The sequence below is a fragment of the Streptomyces venezuelae genome (assembly GCF_008642275.1).
GTDB lineage: Bacteria > Actinomycetota > Actinomycetes > Streptomycetales > Streptomycetaceae > Streptomyces > Streptomyces venezuelae_E.
In genome coordinates this window covers 6,429,533-6,448,545 of the sequence record NZ_CP029189.1, presented here as the reverse complement: position 1 = coordinate 6,448,545, position 19,013 = coordinate 6,429,533, and the positions used below count along the sequence as shown (strand labels likewise).

Here is a 19,013-nt window from a genome sequence, read left to right as displayed (position 1 = left end):
CCCGGCCGATTCCGGCCGGGGGCGACGCTCGGGCGTTCAGGCCTTGATCAGGCCGTTACCGCAGCTCAGGCGGAGTAGGCCTTCGGGTCCGGGCCGTACTGGTTCGGCTGCGGCTGACCGGCGGTGGCGGTCAGGACGAGCATCCAGATGCCACCGATGAACGGGACGAACATGATGAAGTACCAGGCGCCGGACTTGCCGAGGTCGTGCAGACGACGGACGGTGAGGGCCAGGGTCGGAACGATGGTGCCGAGGACGTACAGCGCGACGAGGATCATGCTGGCGCCGATGACCATGTCCAGGACCGCGACGACGATCACGGCGAGCACCTGGAAGAGGGTGAACATCCAGTACTCCTGGCGGCGCGCGCGGCCGGAGAAGACGGCGTACTTCTTCAGGACGTCAAGGTAGTGGTTCATGAGGGTCCCCCCAGAGGACGGTGTGTTCGGCCCGTCCTGCTGGAGCAAGCCGGGGCAGAACTTATGCCCCCTTTACGTCGCGGTCAAGCCAGTTCACAACCCGTCGAAATGGGAACTTTCCTTCGCTTCTCAAGCCAAACGCGGTGGTATCTGGCGTCACTTGAGGCAAATGGAGACCCACGGATCGCCTTTGACCACAAGGCGTGACGAAATGGGCCGGGTTCGGGAGGGGAGGAGGTTTCGTTCGGGGTTTCAGGGCTGGCCCAGGGCGGCGAAAAGCCCTTGATGTCCGACGTGTTCACACGCCCGCCCCCGGAAACCTGGCTCGATCCACTCACCGATCGTTACCTCACTGCAGCCTGGGCCGCCGCGAACCGGGGTGAAAGGAGGATTCCACCTCCGGGCCGCGGCGGCGCGGACCGTCAGCCGATGTGGAAGGAGTCCCCGTAGACCTTCCAGTCGAGCGGCGTGTTGAGGTTCAGGTTGCCCTTCTTCAGGAAGACCCGCTGTGCGGTGTCGACCCGGCTGGTGTCGCTGTGCGCCTCCTCCTGCTTCATCGCCCAGACCCGGGCGTCGAGGAAGGCGTTCAGGTAGGCGGTCTCGCTGCCGCCCTGGGACGGGGGCTTGGCCTTGGACAGGGCGCGCCCCCGAATGTTGCGGAAGCTGGTGGAGTCGCCCCCGTCGCCGTGCATGACGATGGCGTCGTAGTAGATGAACTGGCCCAGCACGCCGACCCCGTCGGCCTTGCCCTGGTTCACGGACGGGTTGAAGTAGACCCTGTCGCGCTCGTGGTCCTGGGCCTTCCTGAAGTCGGCGTCCTGGGCCGCCTTCACCCAGTCCTTGGTGAAGTTGGGATCGAGGCCGGCGTGCGAGTCGCTGCCGTCGACCCTGCGCAGGGCGGGGAGGTACTTGGCGAGGACGTTGCCCGGCTTGATCTGCGTGTAGTACTCGACGAGGTCGAGCATATCGCCGGTCCCGGAACAGAACCCGATGATGCCGGCCGTGTAACCGCGGCCGTCGTCTATGTCCTCGATGTACTTGTACTGAGCCTTCCAGTCCAGCGAGGAGTTCTCCGCGCTGGAGACGATCTTCATGGCGATCTCCTTCTTCACCGGATCGTCGAGTCCTGCGGCCGCCGCCACGGCCTCCGCTGTGGGGGCGGAAGTCGCGGTGGCGGGAGCCGTGGTGGCATGGGCGGCGACGGGGACGGCGATCAGCGCACTGCCGAGCAGTGCACCGATCGCCAGCATCTTGCGGCGGGGGGTGAACACAAGGCCTCCATCTGGTAGTTGAGGCGTCCCAGTTTCGTTAGGAAACTTTACTACCAGCTCTGACGGCAGCTCAATACCCGGGCGCGCCCTAAGGAATGGCCGCGTCCGGTCAGAGCCAGCCGTTGCGCCTGAAGCCCCGGTGGATGACGAAGCAGGCGAGCCCCATGACGGCGAGGACCAGCGGGTAGCCGTAGGTCCAGTGCAGTTCGGGCATGTGGTCGAAGTTCATGCCGTACACGCCGCAGACCATGGTCGGGACGGCGACGATGGCCGCCCACGCCGTGATCTTGCGCATGTCCTCGTTCTGGGCGACGGTCACCTGCGCCAAGTGGGCCTGCAGGATGGAGTCGAGGAGGTTGTCGTAGGCGCCGATCTGCTCCGTGGCCCGGGTGAGATGGTCGGCCACGTTGCGGAAGTACGCGCGCGTCTCCGGCGGGATGACCGGTATCGGCTGCGTCGCCAGCTGCTGGAGCGGGCGGCCGAGCGGGGCCACCGCCCGCCGGAGTTCCAGGAGTTCACGCTTGAGCTGGTAGATCCGCCCGGCGTCGCCGCGGCCGCCGTCCTCGCTGAACACCGCGGTCTCCACGGCGTCGATGTCGCTCTGCACCGCGTCCGTCACGGCCACGTAGTCGTCGACCACGTGGTCGGCCATGGCGTGCAGAACGGCCGCGGGACCGTTGGCCAGTTGCTCCGGAGCCGACTCCAGCTCCTCGCGGACCGGACCCAGTGTGCCGCGGCCGCCGTGCCGGATGGTGATGATGAAGTCCTGACCCGTGAAGGCCATCAGCTCACCGGTCTCCACCACCTCGCTGGTCGCGGTCAGCTCCTCGTGCTCCACGTAGCGCACGGTCTTGAAGACGGAGAACAGCGTGTCGTCGTAGCGCTCCACCTTGGGACGCTGGTGCGCGTTCACGGCGTCCTCGACGGCGAGGGGGTGCAGGCCGAACAGCTCGGCCAGCCCGGCCAGCTCCGACCTCGCCGGCTCGTGCAGACCGATCCAGACGAAGCCGTCGCCCGTCTTGCGGACCCGGCGCAGCGCCTCCTCCACCTCGGCGCAGTCGTCCTGCCGTACGCCGTCGCGGTAGACGATGCAGTTGACCACCGCGCTGCCGAGCGGGGAGCGTGCCGGGTGGCTGAGGTCGACGGCCCGTCGGTAGCTGCGCCGCACGACCCGGCGCAGGTTGCTGAACATGGACAAGACGTACTCCCCTTCGGCGGATCAGCGGCCAGTCTGCCATCGCCGCCGGAAGGCCTGCCTCCGGGCTCACCGCCGAGGGGGGAACTCCGTCGCCCGCGTCAGACCCGGTCGATGAACACGCTCGTCGACTTCACCCGTGCCGTGGCCCGCGACCCCACCTCCAGCCCGAGCTCCTCCACCGCCTCCCGGGTCAGCAGCGACACGATCCGGTGCGGCCCCGCCTGGATCTCCACCTGAGCGTCGACGGTGCCCAGCTTCACCCCGGTGACGATGCCGGGGAAGGCGTTGCGGGCCGAGGTGTACGGGGCCTCCTCGCCGTCGGCGCCCTCTTGTGCGGCCTCGACGCAGAAGGCGGCCAGGTCGGGCCCGTCCACCATCCGCCGGGTGCCCTCGCGGTGGGTGGGGAACCGTTCGGCATCCGCCCAGCGCCGGGCCGTGTCGACGCTGACGCCGAGCAGCCGGGCCGCCTGGCCGATCGTGTAGGACTCCATGGTCCGCAGCTTAGGGGGTGTGTTGTGGATCATGCCGGATCGGGCCGGAGCGCGCCGGGCCGCGCGCCGGGCCGGGCCGGGTGGGGCCCGAGGGCCGCAGCGACTCCCGCGCCGCCGATGCGATCACCTCCGCGACCGTCGACAGTGCGGGCGAGTCGAGCTTCCACTGCTGCCAGTACAGGGGCACGTCCATCGGCCTCAGCGGCTCCAGCGGCACCAACTGCCCCGCCCGCAGCAGCGGTCTCGACTGCTGCTCCGGTACCAGTCCCCACCCCAGCCCCGCGACCACCGCGTCACGGAACCCTTCCGACGTCGGTACGTAGTGCCGTACCGGCCCCGCCCCGGCCCCCGGGTCCCCGGTCAGCGCCCGTACGAAGGCGTCCTGGAGGTCGTCCTTGCGGTCGAACACGATCGTCGGCGCCTCGCGCAGGTCCCGCTCCGGCTCCCCGGTGAGGTACCGGGCCGCGAACGCGGGACTCGCCACCGGCAAGTAGCGGGCCAGGCCCAGCATCCGTACGCTGCAGCCGGCCACCGGGTCGGGCGAGGAGGTCACCGCCGCCATCACCTGCCCCTCCCGCAGCAACGCGGTCGTGTGGGACTCGTCCTCGCGGTGGAGCTCGATGCAGACCGGCGGATCCTGCGGCACCCGCGCGAGCGCGGGCAGGAACCAGGTGGCGAGCGAGTCCGCGTTGACCGCGATCGGCAGCCTCACCGGGCCCCTCCCGTCCGCCATCCCCAGCTCGGCGCGCGCGTCGCGCTCCAGGCGGGCCAGTTGCCGGGCGAAGCGGACCACCACCTCCCCGGATTCGGTCGCCCGCACCGGCTTCGTCCGCATCAGCAGCACCCGCCCGGTCCGCTGCTCCAGTGCCTTGACCCGCTGGCTGACCGCGGAGGGGGTCACGTGCAGGGCGGCCGCGGCCGCGTCGAAGGTGCCCTCGTCCACCACGGCGAGCAGCGTGCGTACCTGGTCCAGCGGAAGTTCGTCCATCACGAGCGCTAATGGTACGTAAAAATCTTTAGCTGTACTGAACAGATCGAGCTACCTACCGTCGGGGTCATGAACTACGGCATCGTCACCGCGGCCCTGGCCGGTTTCGGCAGCGGACTCTCCCTCATCGTCGCCATCGGCGCGCAGAACGCCTTCGTCCTCCGCCAGGGCGCGCGCCGGCACGCGGTTCTCGCCGTGGTCGCCATCTGCGCCGTCTCCGACGCGCTCCTGATCACCCTCGGCGTCGCCGGCGTCGGCGCCTTCGTCACCGCCTGGCCGGCCGCCCTGACGGTCGTCGGGCTCGCCGGTGGCGGGTTCCTGGTCTGCTACGGAGTCCTCGCCGCCCGCCGGGTGCTGCGCCCCGACCCCGGCGCCGCCCTCACCACCGACGGGGCGACGAGCGGGTCCGCCCGCCGGGCCGTGCTGACCGCCCTCGCCATGACCTGGCTCAACCCGCACGTCTACCTGGACACCGTGCTGCTCCTCGGATCGCTCGCCGCCGACCGCGGCGACCTGCGCTGGGCCTTCGCCATCGGGGCCGCCCTCGCCAGCCTGACCTGGTTCGCCGCTCTGGGCTACGGAGCCCGGCTGCTGAGCGGACTGCTCGCCCGCCCGGCCGCCTGGCGGGTCCTGGACGGGCTCGTCGCGGCAACCATGGTCACCATGGGCGGCCTCCTGCTGGCCCGCGCCTGAGCCCGCATGTCGGCGCCGGGCGGCCGCCGCGGCCGGGGCATAGTGCTGGTGCCGCCGACCCGAACCCCAGGAGCCCGCCGTGCCCGACCGTCCCTCCCCGCTCATGGCCGCCACCGGGGTCGTGCTGGACACGCACGGCCGGGTCCTCGTACTGGCAACCCCGGGCCGGACGGACCCGGAGCTTCCGGGCGGCGCGGTGCGGCACACCGAGACCCCGGAGGAGGGGCTGGCCCGCGCGCTGCGGGACGGACTGCGCCTCGACCGCCCGGCCGGACGGCTGCTGGCCGTGGACTCCCGGCCGCCGGACCCGGTCGGCGCGCCCGACCGCTCGGTGATCGTGCACCTGCACCTCGTCGGCCCGCTCCCGCCACCGGAGGCCGAAGCGGTCTCGCTCACCGCCGCGACGACGACCGAGGCGCGCTGGCTCCCACCGGAGGCGGCCTGTGCGCTGCTGCCCGCCCGCACCGCGTCCCGGCTGCGGGCCGCGCTGGCCGCCCTGCACACCGGCTCGTTCGCGCACCTCGTCGACGGGGTCCCCCAGGCGGGCTCCCCGGCCGGGCTGGACCCGGCCCGGCGCGTGGCCCTGGAGCACTCGGGCACCCTGGACCCGGCCAGCCACCGGGCCAGCCGCCCCAAGGCCGTGACAGCGGCGAGCGTGCTGTTCACCGGCCCCGACGGGCGGATCCTGCTGGTGCAGCCCGCGTACGGCAGGTCCGACCGCTGGAACCTGCCCGGCGGCGGCATCGACAGCGACCTCGGCGAGATCCCGCGCGCCGCCGCCCGGCGGGAGGTCCACGAGGAGCTGGGCCTGGACCTCGCCCCGGGCCGGCTGCTCGCCGTGAACTGGGCCCACAAGCCCGGCCGTCCGGCCCGCATCCGGTTCCTCTACGACGGCGGTGTCCTCGACGCCCCCACCCTCGCCCGGATCCGGCTGGACCGGACCGAACTGCTCCAGTGGCGCACCGTCACGTCCGCGGAACTCCCCGGCCTGGTCAAACCCGCCCTGCGGCGCCAGATCACCGCGTGCCTGGCCGCCCGGGCCGCGGGCACCGGCCCGCTGGAACTCCACGCGGGCCGCCCCTGACCGGCGGGCCCGGCCGCCGCCGCGCCGGGCCGCGGCGGCCGGGTTACCGTCGGCGCCATGGACGGTGATCGCCGACGGTGGCGCCAGTGCTTGCTCGGCGGGGCGGTGTTCGCCGTGTGCATGGCGGGCACCACGCTGCCCACCCCCCTCTACGGGCTCTACCAGGAGAAGTTCGGGTTCTCCGAGCTGGTGGTGACCGTCGTGTACGCCGTGTACGCCTTCGGGGTGATCGGCGTACTCCTGCTGGCGGGCAACGCCTCGGACACCGTCGGCCGACGGCCGGTCCTGCTGGCCGGCCTGGCCTTCTCGGCGGCCAGTGCCGTCTGTTTCCTGTGCGCCACCGGCATGGGCTGGCTGTACGCGGGCCGGCTGCTGTCGGGGCTGTCCGCCGGGCTGTTCACCGGGGCCGCCACCGCCTACGTGATGGAACTGGCGCCGAGCGGCGGCGCCGCACGGGCCACCTTCGTGGCGACGGCCGCCAACATGGGCGGGCTGGGCTGCGGCCCGCTGCTCGCCGGAGTGCTCGCGCAGTACGCCGCCTGGCCGCTGTACCTGCCGTTCGCCGTGCACCTCGCGCTGGTGGCCGGCTCGGCCGTCGTCCTGGCCCGGCTCCCCGAGACCGTACGCGACCGGCGGCCGCTGCGTACCGTACGGCCGCAGCGGCCCGCCCTGCCCGCCCGGGTGCGGTCGGTGTTCGTGCCCGCGGCGATCGCCTCCTTCGCGGGCTTCGCACTGTTCGGGGTGTTCACCTCGGTGAGTCCGGCCTTCCTCGCCGAGTCCCTGGACGTGCACAACCACGCGGTGAGCGGGCTGATCGTCGCACTGGCGTTCTTCGCCTCGACCGCCGGGCAACTGGCGGTCGGCCGGGTCGGGGTGGCCCGGTCGCTGCCGCTGGGCTGCGCGGGGCTGCTCGCCGGGCTGGCGCTGCTCGCGGGCGCGCTGTGGTGGGACCTGCTGGCGCTGGTGGTGGCGAGCGCCGTCGCCGGCGGCGCCGGACAGGGCCTCGCGTTCCGCGGGGCGCTGTCCGCGGTGGCCGCGGCCTCACCTCCGGACCGGCGCGCGGCGGTGATCTCGATGCTGTTCGTGGTGGCGTACACGGGCATCTCGCTGCCGGTGATCGGAGTGGGGCTGCTGGTGGGCCCGATCGGTCTGGAGGGTGCCGGGCTGGTGTTCATCGCCTGCATGGCCGTACTGGTCGTGGCCGCGGCCGGCTACCTGCTCCGCCGACCCGCACGGGCCCACGCCTGAGGCACGGGCTGCGGCCGCGCTGGCGGCCGGCTGGCTGCTGCTCGACGTCTCGATGCAGTCCGGCATGCTCGCCAACCAGGCCCGGATGTACGCCCTGCGCCCCGATGCCCGCAGCCGGCTCAACACCGCCTACATGACCTGCGCGTACCTGGGCGGCAGTGGCGGGTCCTGGCTGGGCGTGCGGATCTACGGCGGGGCCGGCTGGCCGGGTGTGTGCGTGCTCGTGGCCGTGCTGGCCGGGATCGCGCTGGCCCGCCGTCCGGTGGCGCCGCGTGGTCGGGGGCGGGACGCACGACAGGCGGGGGACGGCGGGCCGGGCGACCGGTGCGCGTCGGCACCGGTCGCCCTCCCACCGTCACCCCGCCTGTCGGAGCAGCCGGCCGGACGGCGAGCGTTCTGACGGATCAGACCGCCGGGACCGGGTAGGTCGGGTACTCGACGCCGGACACGTGCTGGACCACACGGATGACCTGGCAGGAGTAGCCGAACTCGTTGTCGTACCAGAGGTAGAGGATGGCGTTGTCGCCGTCCACCTTGGTGGCGCCCGCGTCGACGATCGAGGAGTGGCGCGAACCGACGAAGTCCATGGAGACCGCGTCGGGAGCCGTGGTGAAGTCGATCTGGCGCTTGAGCGGCGAGTGCAGCGAGACGTCGCGGAGGTAGTCGAGGACCTCTTCGCGGGTGGTCTCACGGCCCAGGCGCAGGCTGAGGATCGCGATCGAGACGTCCGGGACGGGGACGCGGATCGAGCTGCCGGTGATCGGCGCCTTGAGGTCCGGCAGCGCCTTGGCGACCGCGGAGGCGGCGCCGGTCTCGGTGATGACCATGTTCAGCGGCGCGGAGCGGCCACGACGGTCGGCCTTGTGGTAGTTGTCCAGCAGGTTCTGGTCGTTCGTGAACGAGTGGACGGTCTCCACGTGACCGCGCAGGACACCGTATTCGTCGTCCATGGCCTTGAGCGGCGGGACGATCGCGTTGGTGGTGCAGGAGGCGCAGGACAGGATCTGCTCGTCCGGCTTGATGGTGTCGTGGTTGACGCCGTGGACGATGTTCGGGACGTCGCCCTTGCCCGGGGCGGTCAGCACGACCTTGTCGATGCCGGGGCGCAGGTGCTTGGAGAGGCCCTCGCGGTCGCGCCACTTGCCCGTGTTGTCGATGAGGATGGCGTCCTTGATGCCGTGCTCGGTGTAGTCCACCTCGGACGGGTCGTTCGCGTAGATCACCTTGATGGCGTTGCCGTTGGCGATGATCGTGCTGTTCGCCTCGTCGACGGTGATCGTGCCCTGGAACTGGCCGTGGATCGAGTCGCGGCGCAGCAGCGAGGCGCGCTTGACGATGTCCTGGTCGCCGCCCTGGCGGACGACGATGGCGCGCAGGCGCAGGCCGTTGCCGGAGCCGGCCTTCTCGATCAGCAGGCGGGCGACGAGGCGGCCGATGCGGCCGAAGCCGTACAGGACGACGTCGCGGCCGTCGCCGCGCTCGATCTTGTTCGGGCCGGTGGCGCCGGCGACGGCGTCGGCGGTGAACTCGGCGACCGAGAGGCCGCGGTCGTCGCTCTTGTACTCAGCGGCGAGCATGCCGATGTCGATCTGGGACGGGCCGAGATCGAGCGTGGTCAGAACCTGCAGGAACGGCAGCGTCTCGGTGACCGAGAGCTCCTCACCGGCGATCTGGCGGGCGAATCGGTGGGTCTTGAGGATGCTGACCACCGACTTGTTCACCAGGGAGCGGCTGTGGAGCAGGATCGTGACGTCCCGCTCCCGGTGCAGCTTCCCGATGATCGGGATCATCGACTCCGCGATCTCCTCGCGGTTCTTCCAGCTGGTGAACGAGTCCTCATTGACAGTCACAGGATTATCTTTCGAGCTAGGCGGTGCTCATATGCTAACCCGCCGCCGTTTTGGTCACTTAGGCAGTACCCACCGTGCCGGGAACGGGCACTATGTGACATCAATTTGTACGTTTTAGCAATGGTTTGCCGCCAGAAGGTGTCTCAGAACCTCCGGCGGAACCTCATCCCGATCGGCCGGCCGTCGGGGTCCACCAGCACCCGGTGCAGCGGGGTGGCGAGCATCCGCCGCGCCGTCCCGAGCTCCTGCGGGACGTACCGGCGCAGCCGGCCCGGGGGCCGCGGACCGTGCCGGCCGCCCTCGTACCAGGCGTCGAGCGCGGCGGCGCTCTCCGCGAAGAGATCGAAAGCGGACACAGGGTCGCACAGTGCGTCCGCCTCCCCGGCACCGGTGTGCTCGGTCATGAGTTCCAGGCGCAGCTCCCGGGCGAAGACCCGCGCCCCGTCGCCGAGACCGCCCGGGTCGGCCGGGCTCCGCGGGTCGGTGCGCTCGTCGTAGACGACGCAGCTGAGCTCGGAATCATGGGTCCAGGAGCGGAGGTTGATGTTGTCCGAGCCGACGGAGGCCCACACGTCGTCGATCACGCAGGCCTTGGCGTGGACGTAGACGGGGGTTCCGGCCCGGTTCTCCAGTCCGTACACCGCTACCCGGTCGCCGCCGGCCCTGCGCAGCTCGTCCAGGGCCTTGATCCGCCCGATCAGGTTCATCGGCAGGGTGAGCGGACCGGTCTGCTCCGGGACCGTGGGGACGACCCCGATCAGGCGCAGCCCCGGATGCCCGCGCAACGCCCGGGCGAAGCAGTCCACCACCCGGGGCGACCACAGGTACTGGTCCTCCAGGTAGATCAGGACCCGGGCCCGCCGCAGCGCCTTGGTGTACCCCCGGGCGATGCTGCGCTCGCCGTCCGGGGCGAAGGGGTAGCCGCGCAGCAGCCGGTTCGGGTAGGTCCGCAGCAGCTGGACGGTGTGCGTGCCGCACCGCGCCGGGTCGGGGGTCTGCGGCGGCAGCGGGTCCGCACTGACGTCCTCGCGGTGCATGCGCTCCCGCAGCCGGGTGAGCGGGCTCCGGCTCAGCGGAGCCGGGTCCTCCCACCGTTCGCGGAAGACGGCCTCCACATCGCCCACGACCGGGCCGCGCAGGGCGAGCTGGAGGTCGTGCCACGGCGGGTGCGGCCCGTAGGCGGGGGCCAGGGCCAGCGACTGGCGGTCGCCGGCGTGCGTCGCGTCGTCGTTGCGGTTGCGACAGAGGTCGATGCCGCCGACGTAGGCGACGTCCAGCTCGGGGCGGCCTCGGTGGCGGAGCACCACGAGTTTCTGGTGGTGGGAGCCGCCCGGCCGGACCCTCATGTCCAGCAGGCACTCCGCTCCGGCGTCCGCGAGTTCCTCGCCGAAGCGGAGGTTCTCCTCTTGGCTGAAGTGAATGCCGTCCAGGTGGGAGCGCCACAGCAGGCCCTTGACGACGACCCCGCGCTCGGCCGCCCGGCACAGGACGGTGCCGATCTCGGTGCCCGGTCCGTCGAGCCGCTCCTCGCGGTCGCCGCGCCAGTCGGTGAACAGGAGCAGGTCGCCCGGGCCCATCGCGCGGACGGCCGCCAGCAGCTCCGCGAAGTACGTGGCGCCGTGGACCAGCGGCCGTGCCCGGTTGCCCCGGGCCCAGGCCGCGCCGTCCGGTCGGCGGCTGTCCAGGCGCGTCGCCGGGTTGCCCCGCTCGGCGGGGGCCAGCAGCCAGTCGGCGCGTGCCACGGCGACCTCCGATCGCGCGGGGACACCGCGGTTCCAGGCTAGCCGCATCAACCCGCCGGGGCCCCCGGGGCCGGGGCGGCCGCCGCCGACCCGTCCTGGCGGGCGCCCGGGCAGCGAGGGCCGTTCCGGATCCCGCCGTACCGGATCCCGCCGTACCGGATCCCGGCGTAGCGGCTCCCGCCGTAGCGGATCCCTCTGGAGCGGATCCCTCCGGAGCGGCTCCCTCCAGCGGCCGGAGTGCCGACGGAGGGTGATCGTGCCACGCTGAATCGGGGGACCGCCGATCCCGGTGCGCCGGGTCGGCTCTGCCACCGAGGAGACCGACATGGCCAGTGACGCCAGCAGGCCCGGGACCAGTCCGTCGCAGCCCGGCGCCTGGCACGCGCCCGTATCGGGTACGACCATCACGGCAGGCGCCCTGATGGTCTTCGCGGGTGCCATGGCGATCTTCGAGGGGATCGCGGCCCTCGCCAGGGACGACCTGTTCGTCGTGACCCGGCACTACGTGTTCGAGTTCAGCGTGACGGGCTGGGGGTGGGTCCACCTGATCGTGGGCATCGCCCTCGTCCTCGCCGGCTGCGCCGTGTTCACCGGAGCCCTGTGGGCGCGCTTCTTCGGCGTGGCCATCGCCGGACTCGGAGCGATCGCCAATTTCCTGTGGCTGCCGTACTACCCGTGGTGGGCCGTGATCCTGATCGCCGTCAACCTGTTCGTGGTCTGGGCGCTGTGTGCGGGCATGCAACGCGAGGCCGATGCGGGCACGACCGTCTGACCTCGGCCGGAACACCGCCGGAACACCCGGGAAGGCCGGGGAACGATCGAAGGGCCGCTTCGGATTGCTCCGAAGCGGCCCTTCGACTCACGACTCTCACGAGTCGGGACGACAGGATTTGAACCTGCGACCCCTGGTCCAGGCGTCGCGTCTGGTTGTTGACCTGGGTCTCGTCGGACATGGGAGATCCCCCCCTTTCGCTGAAGGTCAGCCTGCACCGCTTCGGCGCGGGATCGTTCCCCACCTCGGCCGTGCTTCGCGCGGCTCGGGTGGGAGCTGTTGGTCACCGGCCCGGATACCCGGCGCAGGGCTTGGTGGGGTTGGCCACGATCCACTCCACCCCGCCGTCCTCGGGCCGGAGGAAGACGGCCTCGGGGGTGAAACGGCGGGTCTGGGGGTCCTCGTAGTCGCCGATGAACCGGACGATGCCTTCGCGGCCCTGGGCAGGGTCGAGGACGCGAGCTCCCTCGAAGAGTCAGTCCGGGCGCCTGATCACTGGATGCCGTCTTCGCCGGTGCGGACGCGGAGGGGCTCGATCTTCTGCCACCCCTGCCTCGCCCTCGTGATCAGGGCAGCGGACGGCTGGCCGTACATCGCGGACACGTCGGGGCTGACGGCGAAGGCATCCCAGGGGTCACGCGGGGGCATCCAGGGGGGCATGATGTCCCCCGTGCCGATCGGCGCGTCGATCCGCGACATGCGGAAGGCACAGCAGTGAACACAGGTCGGGCTCGCCCGCAAATTAGGCGAATCTGCAGGTAGGGCCGATGGTTCCCCCACTGCGGACATGGTCAAGCGGTGGGAGCGGGAGCAGGTGATCCCCGGTCCGTATGGCTTTCCCGCCGCGCGAGAGTGTTCGCGATCCCCCTCGCCCAGCTCGAAGCCGAGGCTAGGCTCAGTGACGTGAAGAGACGATCCTTTCTCGCTCTCGGCACTCTGGTGGCCGCTCACGGAACACTCGCGGGTGAGTTGGTCTCTAGCGTGGCCATGCGCGATCCGGGCCCGCTGATGGCGGTACAGACCACGCACGGCACGGACATCGTCATCGCGTCGTGGACCGACAAGGCGTCCACCATGAACTTGCGTCGGTGGATGCACGATGGCGAGGCGCCGATCCTACGAGTGAACGCGGCCGGCATCCTGGCCAAGCAGCCCGGCCAGGACCAGGCCTTCGAGGTCGCCCGCGTCCTGGAGCACGACGAGGAAGTGCGCACGCTGTACATGACAGCAGTGACCTCGCGGGTATGCGCGCTCGACTGGACGAGTGCCGGCCGGGTCGTCCGCACCCCGTCCGCCTACGTCCAGCAGGCACACTTCCTCGCCTCGCGCTTCTCCGCTGAAGCGCTGAATCCCCGGGATGCTGGCGCCCGTTGGTGCTCATCCGTCATGCTGCAGGAGTTGTCCTCCTTGATCGGATGGAGCCAGACGTGATCGTGTTCGAGGTGCTGAACGAGGACCTCATGGAGTCGGTCAACCGACAGGCGGCCGAAGCTGGCGTCGAGAACGCGGCCATCGTGTCCTTGATCGGGGCCGTGGACTCCTTCAGCGTCTCCACGATGCCCAAGGGTGACGCCCTCGCCGACATCATCACCGCCTACAACCAGCCCGCCGAGATGACCGGCACCGGCGAGATCAAGAACGGATTCGCCCACATCCATGCCGTCATGGGCATCGAAGGTGACCAAGGCGTCACCGGACACCTCCACGAGGCTCACGTCGGCACACACTTCGCCCGCGTCTACGTGCTGCCCGTCTGACAGCGCCTCTTGGCCCGCCGCAGCGCCCGCCTTGGAAACCCACCCCAGATAGCCATTGATCTCGAAGAGGCCGAAGACATCGCGCTGCACCTCCGCCTGCGGTCCTTCTTGTCTGCTGCACATCGAGCCATCGCACGAGCTCGGCAGGCGCTCGACAGTCTCGCGCTGCGTGCTCGTCAGGCCCAGGAGCGACTCGCGGCCCGGCAGGCCTACGAGGCAAGCGGCTACGTCGTTGTCGACGAGCTGGGGCGCCCCTTCAAGACGGACAGGCTCCGCCGGGAGGTCCATCGGCTCATGGCCCAGGCCGGCGTGCGCAGGGTCCGTCTCTACGACGCCCGCCATGCATGTCTCTCGTGGATGGCCAACAACGGCGTACCCGATACCGTCGTCTCCGCCTGGGCCGGTCACAGTGACCTGTCGTTCACCAAGCGGGTTTATGTTCACCCTGACCCCCGCCTCGAGGCGGGCTCGGACAAGCTGGGCGAGCTGCTGGCCGGTGCGGCGTGATCGACAGCGTCTGTGACGATTTCTGACACGACAGCCCAGAGAAACGATCAAAGGCCTTGCCTCACCGAAGTGAAACAAGGCCCTCATCTGCGACTACGGGAAGATTCCCTAGTCGGGACGACAGGATTTGAACCTGCGACCCCTTGACCCCCAGTCAAGTGCGCTACCAAGCTGCGCCACGTCCCGATGCGCGCTGACCTGGGGTTTCCCCTGGTTGAACGCGCAGGAGAACGATACCGCACTTCGTGGGGTGGTCGCGCCCACCTTTTCCGGTGAGGGCCGCGCGCCGACCCCTTCCACCGGCGCCCGGCACGGCGCCACGACCGCTCCGAGCACGGATCCGTCGGGTCCGTCGGGTCCGTCGGTTTCGCCCGCCCGGCCCGCCCGCTCAGCCCGCGCGGTCGGTCAGCTCCGGGTGAGCGGCGGCCAGGCGCTTGGGCGCCGCCTGGAGCCAGGAGTCGATCAGGATCGAGCGCAGCTCGTCCGCGTCCCGCAGCGCCTCCAGGCGAACCCGGATCCAGGCGTAGTTGTCGTCGTGGCCGGCGCGCAGGAAGAACTTGTCCGGCTCCGCCTCGATCAGCTCGGCCCGTTCCTCCTTCGGGCACTTCACCCCGATCGTGGTGTCGTCGTCGGCCAGCGAGACGAAGATCTTCCCGCCGACCCGGAAGGTCGGCATGCCCCAGGCGGGCTTCTCCGTGCTGTCCGGGAGCGACAGCGCGATCAGGCGGACGTCCTGCGCGGTGGTGGCCATCCCAGGGACTCCTCTCCAGGCAGCGGTGAACCCTTCTCCGGTGACCGTAGCGCCCGCCACCGGCCGTCCCGCTCACCCCCGCCGGTCCTCCCCCGCGGCCGTGCCGGGTACCTGCCCCCGGTCCTCCCGCGCGTGCACCAGTGCCACCAGCTCCGCGGCCAGCTCCTTCACGGTCGCGAGCCCACCGGTCCCCCACTTCCGCGGCACCACGTCCACCGCGCACACCGTTCCCAGGACGATCCCGCGCCGGTCCGTCAGCGGCGCACCCACGTACGAGCGCACCCCGCTCTCGTCCACCACGGCGTTGCCCGCGAAGCGCGCGAAGTCCCGTACGTCCTCCAGCACCAGTGCCCGCCGCCGCACCACCACGTGGGGGCAGTAGCCGTGGTCGCGGGCCAGCACCCGCGCCGGGTACCCGCTCGCCGGGGCCTCTGCGGCGTGGTGCAGTCCCGCGAAGAACTGCCGTTCCTCGCCGATGAAGTTGACCCCCGCGTACGGCGCTCCGAGCACGTCGGCGACGCGCCGCGCGAAGGCGTCCAGCTCGGTGTCCGTACGCTCCCCCAGGCCCAGCTCGCGCAGCCGGACGGCGCGTGCGGGTGCCTCCCGGTCCAGCGGTGTGAGCAGCAGGTGTCCGGTCGATTCGTAGTACGTCATGACGGTTCCCCCGACTCCGAAGACGAAGAGCTGGCTGTGGACATGCAGAGCAGGTGGCGGACGAGGGCGGCCAGCGTCCCCGTCCCCGAGCTCGCGAGGCGCGCGTCGCACCGTACGACGGGTACCTCGGGCCCGAGCCCCACCGCCTCGCGGACCTCTTCGGGTCCGTAGCGGTGACCGCCGTCGAACTCGTTGACGGCGACGACGAAGGCGATCCCGCGCCGCTCGAAGAAGTCCACGGCGGGGAAGCAGTCGGCCAGGCGGCGGGTGTCGGCGAGCACCACCGCCCCGAGCGCGCCCGCGCACAGCTCCTCCCACAGGAACCAGAAGCGGTGCTGCCCCGGCGTGCCGAAGAGGTAGAGGACGTGGCGCTCGTCCAGGGTGATCCGGCCGAAGTCGAGCGCGACGGTCGTCGTGGTCTTCTCCTCGACACCCCCGAGCGGGTCGCAGGCCCCGCCGAGTCCGCTGAGGACTTCCTCCGTGCTGAGCGGTTCGATCTCGCTCACCGCGCCCACGAACGTGGTCTTGCCCGCCCCGAACCCGCCCGCGACCAGGATCTTCAAGGTCGCGGGCGGAGCCGCGACGGCCGGGTCGGGGGCCGGGTCGGGAAGGGCCACGGGGGCGTCACAGTCGTCTACGCAGGCCATCGAGCACCGCCAGGAGCAGGGACCGGTCGTCGGCGGCGAACGAGCTCCCGCCCGGGAACCGCGGTGCCCGCGCCATGACGGCCCCGTGTTCCATCAGATCGGACAGCAGCACCTTCACCACGACGGCGGGCAGCCGCAGCTGCCCGGCCACCTCGGCCACGGTGACGCTGGTGGCACCCGCGCACATCCGCAGGGCCAGCGTGTGCTCCGCCCCGAGCGGTACGTGCGGCCGCACGCCCGTCGCGGTCACCAGGGAGAGCAGGTCGAGCGTGAAGCCCGGCCTGGTCCGCCCCCCGCTGGCGGTGTACGGGCGCATCACGCGGCCCGCGGAGTCGTCGAGCCATGGTGTGTCCCGCCCCTTCGCGTACGCCCCCGTCCCGCCGGACCTCATCGCTCCACGTCGGCGACGGGCCGCCGCGGCGGGGCCGCGAGATACGGACGCACGCTCTTGACCAGCATCGCCATCTCGTAGCCGAGCACGCCGGCGTCGGCCTCCCGGTCGGCGAGCACGGCCAGGCAGGTGCCGGATCCGGCCGCGGAGACGAAGACGAGCGCGCTGTCGAGCTCGACCACGACCTGGCGCACCTCGGCGCCGTCCGCGAAGCGGGAGCCCGCGCTGCGGCCCAGGGAGTACAGCCCCGAGGCGAGGGCTGCGAGGTGGTCGGCGCTGTCGGCGTCCAGCCCGTGGACGCAGGTCACGAGCCCGTCGGCGGTGAGGAGTACGGCGCTCCGCGTGTACGGCACGCGCTGCACCAGGCCGCTGAGCAGCCAGTCGAGGTCGGAGAGCCGACTGCCGGTCGTCGTCGCCACTTCGCCGCCCATGGGGGTGCGCTCCTTGCTGATGGGGTGAGAGGTCTGGGTCATACCTGGTTCTCCGACTGGGCCAGGCCGAAGCCCCGTTGGAAGGCGGCCATCAGGCCCGGATCGTGCAGCGGCTGCTCGGGATCGGCGGCCCGCCGGGGGGCGGGAGCCTCGCGCAGCTGGGGCGCGAGGTGCTCCTGGGCGCGGCGCCGGGGCAGACGCGGCCGGTCGCCCGCGGCGGGTTCGACGGGCGCGGCGGGTACGGGACCGGCCTCGGGCACCGGCTCGGGCGCGGGCACCGACCAGGCCACCGCCGCCGTTGGCGGACCAGGCGCGGGTCCGACCCGGGGATCGGCCGCGGGCGCAGACCAGGACACCGCCCCGGGCCCGTCCGTCGCCCCGGACCGGGGCGCGGGCAGCGACGCGGGACGGGGCTGGGGCCGGGGCTCCGGCCGGGGCCGGGGCACGGGCCGGGACCCGGTTTCCGACGGGTTCGCCGCGCCGGGCCCGGGCCGGGAGCCTGCGCCTGCCGGGGGCGCGGAGGCGGCCGGAGACGAGGACGGAGACGGGGACGGGGACGGGGACGGGGACGGGGACGAGTTCGGGGTCGAGTTCGGGGACGGGGACGGGGGTACGGGGTGCGGCCCGGGGTCGTGCGCGGCCGGGCCACCCGGGCCGCCGGAGGACTGCCAGACCTCCGTCCGGGGCGTCGGCCGGGGCATCCGTACCGGCTCCAGCGGCGGCATCGCCGACCCCTGGCCGGTCCCCCACAAGGTGGCCCGCGAGCCGCCCGCCGCGTCGGCCGCGGACGGAGCCTCCGCCCCCAGCAGTTCCTGCGGCAGCACCAGCACGGCCAGCACCCCGCCGTAGATGTTCGACTTGAGCTCGACGGCGATCCCGTGCCGGCGGGCCAGCGCCGACACGACGAACAGGCCGATCCGGCCGTCAGCCAGCAGGTGCCGGACGCTGATCTGGTCGGGGTCGCCGAGCAGGGCGTTCATCCGGTGCTGCTCCTCGGCCGGCATGCCGAGTCCCCGGTCCTCCACCTCGACCGCGATCCCGGCGGTGACCCGTTCGGCCCGCAGCACCACGTCGGTGTCGGGGGCGGAGAAGACCGTGGCGTTCTCGACGAGTTCGGCCAGCAGGTGCACCACGTCCGCGACGGCGTGCCCGCGGACGCTGCCGCCGGCCGGGGGCACGACCTTGACCCGGGTGTACTGCTCGACCTCCGCGACCGCGGAGCGGAGCACCTCGCTCAGGTCGATGGGCCTGGTCCACTGGCGGCGGGACGCGGCGCCGCCCAGCACGGCGAGGTTCTCGGCGTGCCGCCGGATGCGGGTGGCGAGGTGGTCGACGTGGAAGAGCTCCTTGAGCAGGTCCGGGTCCTCGACCGTGTCCTCCAGCTCGTCCAGCAGCGAGATCTCGCGGTGCACGAGGGACTGGAGCCGGCGCGCGAGGTTGACGAAGACCTCGACCTTGCGCTCGCTGTCGGTCGGTGCGGCCGGTCCGGCCAGTCGCAGGAGGGTCGTGTGCGCCTGTTCGCGGGCGCCCCGGAGCTCCTGGGAGAGCAGCCAGAACTCGTCCATCCCCGCCGGATCCGCCCCGGGCAGCGGCGAGCTCGGCCCCCCGCGCACCGGGCGGGCCGGGGTCTCGCCCCGCTCCAGCCGGTCGGCGGCGGTGCTCAGCTCGCCCCGGCCGCGCACGCTGGAGCGGCGCAGCGCCTCGCACCGGTCCCGTACGGCCTTGGCGGCACGCTGGGCACCGAGCAGGGCCGCGGCGAGTGCGCCGGCCATGAGGAGGGCGCAGCCGGCGAGCACCGGCCACAGCCGGGCGTCGCGGTCGCCCGCTCCCCCGCCGAGCTGGAGGGTGAAGATCACCGCGGCCGCGCCGCTGAGGCCGGCGGCGAGTGTGGGCAGTACGGTGGCGCGCAGCAGCTGAGGCCTTATCTGCCGCCCCGGACCGGTGACGGCGTGTCTCGACGGGGCATGGCGGGCGGCGCGGAGTCCGGACATCTGCGTCCTCGGTACGTGGGGCCCGGCCCCCAGCGTTCCCGGGGCCCGGTGTTGATCACCGAATACCCACGCTAGACCCCATCGCAGCACCCCGGAACGCCAGTTGGTGAACTTCGCGGGGGTGCTTC

At 71.9% G+C, this 19,013-nt stretch carries 22 protein-coding genes and 1 tRNA gene; 8 read left to right on the top strand and 15 right to left on the bottom strand.

Features of this window, described 5'->3' with window-relative positions:
* Positions 1–65: 65 nt before the first annotated feature.
* From DEJ51_RS28545 to DEJ51_RS28525, 5 genes are all read right to left on the bottom strand, one after another.
* On the bottom strand, positions 66–419 hold the full coding sequence (locus tag DEJ51_RS28545; RefSeq protein WP_150260447.1) for a DUF805 domain-containing protein: 354 nt from the start codon (positions 417–419) through the stop codon (positions 66–68).
* Between the two features lie 422 nt (positions 420–841).
* A complete protein-coding gene (locus tag DEJ51_RS28540) occupies positions 842–1,669 on the bottom strand; it encodes a chitosanase (protein ID WP_150262205.1) in 828 nt (275 codons plus the stop codon).
* A 130-nt stretch (positions 1,670–1,799) separates the two neighbouring features.
* Entirely contained in the window at positions 1,800–2,882 is a 1,083-nt protein-coding gene (corA, locus tag DEJ51_RS28535; protein ID WP_150262204.1) for a magnesium/cobalt transporter CorA, read from the bottom strand.
* A 104-nt stretch (positions 2,883–2,986) separates the two neighbouring features.
* Positions 2,987–3,379 (bottom strand): molybdopterin-binding protein, encoded by a 393-nt coding sequence (locus tag DEJ51_RS28530; RefSeq protein ID WP_150260446.1) that lies wholly within the window; start codon positions 3,377–3,379, stop codon positions 2,987–2,989.
* 10 nt (positions 3,380–3,389) lie between these two features.
* A complete protein-coding gene (locus DEJ51_RS28525) occupies positions 3,390–4,367 on the bottom strand; it encodes a LysR family transcriptional regulator ArgP (RefSeq protein WP_150262203.1) in 978 nt (325 codons plus the stop codon).
* Positions 4,368–4,436: 69 nt separating this feature from the next.
* Here DEJ51_RS28525 and DEJ51_RS28520 point away from each other — a divergent pair, with 69 nt between their 5' ends.
* The 4 genes from DEJ51_RS28520 (at position 4,437) to DEJ51_RS28505 (ending at position 7,792) form a co-directional block, all read left to right on the top strand.
* Complete coding sequence (locus DEJ51_RS28520; RefSeq protein WP_150260445.1) at positions 4,437–5,060, top strand: LysE/ArgO family amino acid transporter; 624 nt, start codon at positions 4,437–4,439, stop codon at positions 5,058–5,060.
* Positions 5,061–5,139: 79 nt separating this feature from the next.
* Positions 5,140–6,144, top strand: a complete 1,005-nt coding sequence (locus tag DEJ51_RS28515) for an NUDIX hydrolase (protein WP_150260444.1) — start codon at positions 5,140–5,142, stop codon at positions 6,142–6,144.
* Positions 6,145–6,201: 57 nt separating this feature from the next.
* Complete coding sequence (locus DEJ51_RS28510) at positions 6,202–7,392, top strand: MFS transporter (RefSeq protein ID WP_150260443.1); 1,191 nt, start codon at positions 6,202–6,204, stop codon at positions 7,390–7,392.
* Between the two features lie 64 nt (positions 7,393–7,456).
* Entirely contained in the window at positions 7,457–7,792 is a 336-nt protein-coding gene (locus DEJ51_RS28505; RefSeq protein ID WP_411757358.1) for a hypothetical protein, read from the top strand.
* A 4-nt stretch (positions 7,793–7,796) separates the two neighbouring features.
* Here the strand turns inward: DEJ51_RS28505 and DEJ51_RS28500 are convergent, their stop codons facing one another.
* Both DEJ51_RS28500 and DEJ51_RS28495 read right to left on the bottom strand, forming a co-directional pair.
* Positions 7,797–9,242 carry a glyceraldehyde-3-phosphate dehydrogenase gene (locus tag DEJ51_RS28500; protein ID WP_150260442.1) on the bottom strand — a complete coding sequence of 482 codons (1,446 nt, stop codon included), beginning with the start codon at positions 9,240–9,242 and terminating at the stop codon, positions 7,797–7,799.
* Between the two features lie 143 nt (positions 9,243–9,385).
* Entirely contained in the window at positions 9,386–10,984 is a 1,599-nt protein-coding gene (locus DEJ51_RS28495; protein ID WP_150260441.1) for a phospholipase D family protein, read from the bottom strand.
* 325 nt (positions 10,985–11,309) lie between these two features.
* On the opposite strand from DEJ51_RS28495, the gene DEJ51_RS28490 reads away from it, so the two are divergent.
* On the top strand, positions 11,310–11,756 hold the full coding sequence (locus tag DEJ51_RS28490; RefSeq protein WP_150260440.1) for a hypothetical protein: 447 nt from the start codon (positions 11,310–11,312) through the stop codon (positions 11,754–11,756).
* Between the two features lie 492 nt (positions 11,757–12,248).
* Here the strand turns inward: DEJ51_RS28490 and DEJ51_RS28485 are convergent, their stop codons facing one another.
* Positions 12,249–12,455 carry a hypothetical protein gene (locus DEJ51_RS28485; RefSeq protein WP_150260439.1) on the bottom strand — a complete coding sequence of 69 codons (207 nt, stop codon included), beginning with the start codon at positions 12,453–12,455 and terminating at the stop codon, positions 12,249–12,251.
* 282 nt (positions 12,456–12,737) lie between these two features.
* Between DEJ51_RS28485 and DEJ51_RS28480 the strand changes: the two genes are divergently transcribed.
* The 3 genes from DEJ51_RS28480 to DEJ51_RS28470 are packed head-to-tail and all read left to right on the top strand — an operon-like array spanning position 12,738 to position 14,020.
* A complete protein-coding gene (locus DEJ51_RS28480) occupies positions 12,738–13,187 on the top strand; it encodes a hypothetical protein (RefSeq protein ID WP_150260438.1) in 450 nt (149 codons plus the stop codon).
* Complete coding sequence (locus DEJ51_RS28475) at positions 13,184–13,513, top strand: PCC domain-containing protein (protein ID WP_150260437.1); 330 nt, start codon at positions 13,184–13,186, stop codon at positions 13,511–13,513. The genes DEJ51_RS28480 and DEJ51_RS28475 overlap by 4 nt, the downstream gene beginning before the upstream one ends.
* 9 nt (positions 13,514–13,522) lie before the next feature.
* Positions 13,523–14,020 (top strand): tyrosine-type recombinase/integrase, encoded by a 498-nt coding sequence (locus tag DEJ51_RS28470; protein ID WP_150260436.1) that lies wholly within the window; start codon positions 13,523–13,525, stop codon positions 14,018–14,020.
* A gap of 112 nt (positions 14,021–14,132) precedes the next feature.
* Here the strand turns inward: DEJ51_RS28470 and DEJ51_RS28465 are convergent.
* The 7 genes from DEJ51_RS28465 to DEJ51_RS35630 form a co-directional block, all read right to left on the bottom strand.
* A tRNA-Pro gene (locus tag DEJ51_RS28465) sits at positions 14,133–14,206 on the bottom strand.
* Positions 14,207–14,408: 202 nt separating this feature from the next.
* On the bottom strand, positions 14,409–14,771 hold the full coding sequence (locus DEJ51_RS28460) for an MmcQ/YjbR family DNA-binding protein (RefSeq protein WP_150260435.1): 363 nt from the start codon (positions 14,769–14,771) through the stop codon (positions 14,409–14,411).
* A 72-nt stretch (positions 14,772–14,843) separates the two neighbouring features.
* A complete protein-coding gene (locus DEJ51_RS28455) occupies positions 14,844–15,425 on the bottom strand; it encodes a GAF domain-containing protein (protein ID WP_150260434.1) in 582 nt (193 codons plus the stop codon).
* Positions 15,422–16,072 carry a GTP-binding protein gene (locus DEJ51_RS28450; RefSeq protein WP_150260433.1) on the bottom strand — a complete coding sequence of 217 codons (651 nt, stop codon included), beginning with the start codon at positions 16,070–16,072 and terminating at the stop codon, positions 15,422–15,424. The genes DEJ51_RS28455 and DEJ51_RS28450 overlap by 4 nt, the downstream gene beginning before the upstream one ends.
* Positions 16,050–16,463: a DUF742 domain-containing protein gene (locus DEJ51_RS28445; RefSeq protein WP_150260432.1), complete on the bottom strand. Its 414-nt coding sequence runs from the start codon at positions 16,461–16,463 to the stop codon at positions 16,050–16,052. Before DEJ51_RS28445 ends, DEJ51_RS28450 begins: the two co-directional genes overlap by 23 nt.
* Entirely contained in the window at positions 16,460–16,894 is a 435-nt protein-coding gene (locus tag DEJ51_RS28440; protein ID WP_150262202.1) for a roadblock/LC7 domain-containing protein, read from the bottom strand. Before DEJ51_RS28440 ends, DEJ51_RS28445 begins: the two co-directional genes overlap by 4 nt.
* A gap of 38 nt (positions 16,895–16,932) precedes the next feature.
* Positions 16,933–18,885, bottom strand: a complete 1,953-nt coding sequence (locus DEJ51_RS35630) for a sensor histidine kinase (RefSeq protein WP_150260431.1) — start codon at positions 18,883–18,885, stop codon at positions 16,933–16,935.
* Positions 18,886–19,013: the final 128 nt, after the last annotated feature.